The following is a 4,207-nucleotide window of genomic DNA, read 5'->3' on the forward strand; positions in this document are numbered from 1 at the left end:
CGTGAAGGCTTGATTCAGCAATTAATTATTACTAAAGTGCCAATCCTTATAGGCACAGGAATTCCACTTTTTAGTTCGCTTCCTCACGATGTCAGATTACATCATCTTGAGACGCGACAGTTTGAAAACGGCTTGGTGCAAAGCAAATACGAGGTGATCGAGGATGCCGCATAATCGGGTCGAGGAGGGTATTGAACCCTCCCCTCCTTGACCTAATTAGCTGGTTGAGGTGTGGGTATAGCTATTGATGTACCTGCCATTCTTGCCAATCACTGAGAATGGCTCACAAGGTACACAGTATTTAGGATCTTAGGTAAATTGTAAAAGCCTTTGCCTGAAGAGTAATGTAAAGCAACCTTCATCGGGGAGATGCTTATGAACAAAGTGGCTGTATTTGGTAATGCTGGAGGCGGAAAGTCTACACTCAGCAAACGTTTAGCAGAAATAACTGGTTTGCCTATGGTCGCTTTAGACCTTGTGAAGTATAAACCTGGCGGTGGAGAAATATCCTTTGAAGAATATAAGGCAATTCATGATCAACTCCTTCAGAAAGAACAATGGATCATTGATGGATATGGATCATTAGATACGGTATGGGAACGACTAGAGGTTGCCGACACCTTAATATATTTAGATATGCCAGTTCTTCAACATTATTGGTGGGTAACAAAGCGATTTTTGAAAGGCTTTTGGGTTCCACCGGAAAGTTGGCCCGAGAACAGTCCACTGCTAAAAGGTACAATGAACAGCTACTATACGGTTTGGCTGTGCAATCAGAAGCTCACTCCAAAGTATCGGGAGTATGTACATAAAGCTAAGAAAAGCAAGCGAGTCTATCATCTTCGGTCGCCTAAACAGGTGAAAGATTTTTATCGAGTTATTGAACTAGAATTCACACAATAAAGGTTATTTGTGGTGTTCCAAAACCTCAAACAGCTATCCGCTGTTCCAAATCTACATAAGAGGTTGCCTATCCGATGAGGTTGAGGGGCAATAGTGTGTGCTCCAACTACACATCACGGCAGTGGACTACCGCAACCCGCTAGTGCTGAGTTTGAGGTTACTTTCTAGCGCTACATTTTGCCGTTAGCCATTTGAACTTTTGCATAGTGCTTCGGAATAGTGCATTAACCCAAAATGTAAGCTCCCCATCACGATCGCCAACGGCAGCATGAAGAGGGGGATCATCCCCAAACCTAACCCATTGGCTAGCCAACCTATACCGGTAGGAATGAGAGCCGCTCCAACGCTGGCGGCACTCGTGGCAAAACCAATAGCCGCAGGAACAAGGGCTTCTGGCAAACATTTTGGCATCAGCCAGATGATGGCGGGAAAGATCGCCGCCAGGGCAAAGCCAATTAACGGCAGACTCAACCCCTGATCGGGTAACTGCCACCAGGCCAGCAACCCGATCGTGAGCAGTATGAGGGACATGCTGATGGTGCAGATGGCTCCCAGCGATCGCAAAAAGTAACCCAGCATGAAGCGTCCTAGGGTGAGTCCCATCCAGTAAGCGCTCACGCTGTATCCCGCCACCAGCGGAGGGGTTGAGCGGGCAATGACCTGTACGGAATAGGCCCAGTTACTGAAGGAGGCTTCGATGCCGACATAGACCAGTAAGAACGCCCCAAATAAAAGGACTAGTGGCGTTTGGAGGGCTTGCCTGAAATTGCCCCAGGACGGAGATTGCCCAGTCGATGGCGGCTTTAACAGCGGTGGGTAGCGATAGAGTAGAGCACTGAGCACCCCCACCAGCAACAGGCTGATGAGTCCTGCCAGCACTCCATAGACCTGCCGCCAGCTCATGCCCAGGGCTAACAGGGTGGTGGCGATCGCAGGCCCTGACAGGGCTCCAATGCCGTAGAACCCGTGCAGCATACCAATTAAATGGGCAGTGTGGGAATCTTGCACAATGACAGTATTCACCCCGGCATCAATCAGCCCAATGCCCAGCCCCAAAAGAGTGCCGGTAGCCACCATCAGCCACCAGGCAGGCGATAGGGCATAGGTCAACAGCGCCAGTACCAGTAGACTGGCGGCTAACAGAAGCATGCGTCCCAACCCCAATCGACTACTCACCCAACTGCTGGTGAGGGCCGCCATGATGTAGCCACTAATCTGGCTGACAAAGAGCAGCGTGACCGTGGCAGGGGTGAGGTTGTAGGCTACCAGAATAGACGGCAGCAGCACACCTAATCCTGCTTCAGCAATGCCAATGGCAATAAAGGCGTAGAAGTAAATGGCCACTCCAATCCAGAGGGGAGCTAACGGCTTGTGATGTGGCTTTGTAGGCGATCCCATGGCAATACTTCTGGGGATGAAGGAAAAAAACAGTGACTAGGAGCTGAATGGCTACGGCAGCCGGCTGAACGCCTTGGCGATCGCTAAAGAACCCCAGTTCCTAGGATGGAAAACCTTCAAACGATGCTTCAAAGCCATGACCGTCTGGAGAAGCGCACATAATGCCCGCTTGCATCGTATCGCCGGGTAGGTAGGTTAACCTGAACAGCTTGTATTCTGAAGTATCATCTCGGTAAGCGATGTGGATGGCTTCCTGGCGACGTTCGACTCGCAGGTGGAGAACGTCAGGCGGGTTGGGTAGGGGCATCATCGACCAGTCGGAATAGTCGTGGGTAACGACGGCGCTCAGATTTTGGACTCCATCGACAAACTCAATCCCGGTTTTGATCCAGTGGTTTTCATCTATCCGCAGCATAATCCCGGCCTGGTCATAGAGATCGGTGTAGTTCCCGCGAATGCCGACCTCCATGACAAAATCGGTGCTGAAGGTATCGAAGTAAAAATGGCCAGTGTCACGAATGAAGCCGTAGTGGGTCGTCCGCCAAAAATCTGTCTTGGGAGCGGTTTTAACGATTAGTCGATGGCCTGAATAAGACCATTCAGGCGGTTCATTGAGCCACTGCATGGGATACCTCAGGTATAGATGTATGATTGGGCAACGTAACCGTGACGGTTGTGCCACCGCTAGCTGAAGACGCAATCTGCAATGTTCCGGCGTGGGCTTCGATAATTTGCTGCACGATGGCCAGCCCCAGCCCTGTGCCCGTAGCCTTGGTGGTATAGAACGGTTCCGTGAGTTTGGGCAACTGTTCTGCAGAAATGGGGATACCACCATTGTGAATCTGGAGACACATGCGATCGCCCCCAATAACTTCAACGCTGATGTCAATGCGATCGCCGTCGGAAACCGCTTCACAGGCATTGGTCAGCAAATTGATCAGCACTTGTTTAAGCTTGTCTGGATCTGCGGTTAAGGTGACTGGGGTATGGCTATGCCAGAATTCCATCTGACGATTCAGCGTGACAGGATTGCAGTGCAAGCCATCCAGCGTCTCAGCTACCAGTTGAATGAGGTTAACCTCCTGAAGCTGTAAGGTTTTGGGTTTGGCGTAGAGCAGAATTTGATTGAGTAAGCGCTGCAGGCGTTCGCTGTCTGCCAGGGCCAGAGCTAGGCGTTCCCTGGCTGGTGCGGAAAGATCCTGGCGCTGGCAGTAATCTAACCATATCCAGAGGGTAGTTAGTGGATTACGAATTTCGTGGACAATGCTGGCTGCCAGTGCCCCGACGGTTGCCAGGTGCTCTTTTTCAGCAAGCTGCTGTTGTAGCGATCGCATTTCCTTTTCATAACGGGCCACTTCAGCAGAGAGTGCCTGTTCACGCCTGTTCATGCATGGTATAGACACTACCAAACCTCGGCTAAGTTCATTAAACGGGCGATCGCTGTCTCGGTGGCTTGTTGCTGCATCTCGCCTCCCATACCCTGATAGGGCACCTCAACATAGTCCACCTCTTGAATGCCCAGAAAATTTAGGATGAACTGGAGGTAAGGCACACAAAAATCCATGGACCCTGCTGGAGTTTCAAGAGCATAACTGCCAGTGCGAGAACTGATAATGAGCGCTTTCTTTTCGGTGAGTAAACCATTAAAGGTGGATGTATCGCGGTTGTAATCAACGGTGCGACCCATGCGAATAACATTGTCAAAGTAGGCTTTCAGATGGGCCGGAATGCCAAAGTTATACATGGGGACTCCGAGCACCATGCGATCGCATCCATACAGTTCAGCAATCAGGGCATCTGATTCTGCTAAAAGTGCCTTGGTGTCTTCCGTTTGGTCTTGTGCCGGAGTCTGATTGGCGGCCACCCAATCGGCTGTAATCAGGGCAGGAGGTTGTTGTCCTAAGTC

Annotated in this window: 5 protein-coding genes; 1 reads left to right on the forward strand and 4 read right to left on the reverse strand. The window is 50.5% G+C overall.

The features are described from left to right. Window positions 1-375: 375 nt before the first annotated feature. The gene (locus V6D20_00710) at window positions 376-903 is read left to right on the forward strand and encodes a hypothetical protein (GenBank protein HEY9814318.1); all 528 of its coding nucleotides are present in this window, start codon (window positions 376-378) and stop codon (window positions 901-903) included. Window positions 904-1,086: 183 nt separating this feature from the next. Here V6D20_00710 and V6D20_00715 read toward each other — a convergent pair whose 3' ends face one another. The 4 genes from V6D20_00715 to V6D20_00730 all read right to left on the reverse strand — a co-directional run. After that, window positions 1,087-2,301 carry an MFS transporter gene (locus V6D20_00715; protein ID HEY9814319.1) on the reverse strand — a complete coding sequence of 405 codons (1,215 nt, stop codon included), beginning with the start codon at window positions 2,299-2,301 and terminating at the stop codon, window positions 1,087-1,089. Between the two features lie 100 nt (window positions 2,302-2,401). Further along, the gene (locus V6D20_00720; protein ID HEY9814320.1) at window positions 2,402-2,926 is read right to left on the reverse strand and encodes a DUF1349 domain-containing protein; all 525 of its coding nucleotides are present in this window, start codon (window positions 2,924-2,926) and stop codon (window positions 2,402-2,404) included. Next, window positions 2,910-3,689, reverse strand: coding sequence for an ATP-binding protein (locus V6D20_00725; GenBank protein ID HEY9814321.1), 780 nt, complete (start codon window positions 3,687-3,689; stop codon window positions 2,910-2,912). The genes V6D20_00720 and V6D20_00725 overlap by 17 nt, the downstream gene beginning before the upstream one ends. A gap of 14 nt (window positions 3,690-3,703) precedes the next feature. Further along, a partial coding sequence (locus V6D20_00730; GenBank protein ID HEY9814322.1) for an NAD(P)H-dependent oxidoreductase occupies window positions 3,704-4,207 on the reverse strand: 504 nt, incomplete at its 5' end.

This window comes from Candidatus Obscuribacterales bacterium, from assembly GCA_036703605.1.
GTDB lineage: Bacteria > Cyanobacteriota > Cyanobacteriia > RECH01 > RECH01 > RECH01.

What these genes read in the sequence shown, in the direction of transcription:
- V6D20_00710 (HEY9814318.1), top strand. Translation starts at nt 376, where the DNA reads ATGAACAAAGTGGCTGTATTTGGTAATGCTGGAGGCGGAAAGTCTACA.
- V6D20_00715 (HEY9814319.1), bottom strand. Translation starts at nt 2,301, where the DNA reads ATGGGATCGCCTACAAAGCCACATCACAAGCCGTTAGCTCCCCTCTGG.
- V6D20_00720 (HEY9814320.1), bottom strand. Translation starts at nt 2,926, where the DNA reads ATGCAGTGGCTCAATGAACCGCCTGAATGGTCTTATTCAGGCCATCGA.
- V6D20_00725 (HEY9814321.1), bottom strand. Translation starts at nt 3,689, where the DNA reads ATGAACAGGCGTGAACAGGCACTCTCTGCTGAAGTGGCCCGTTATGAA.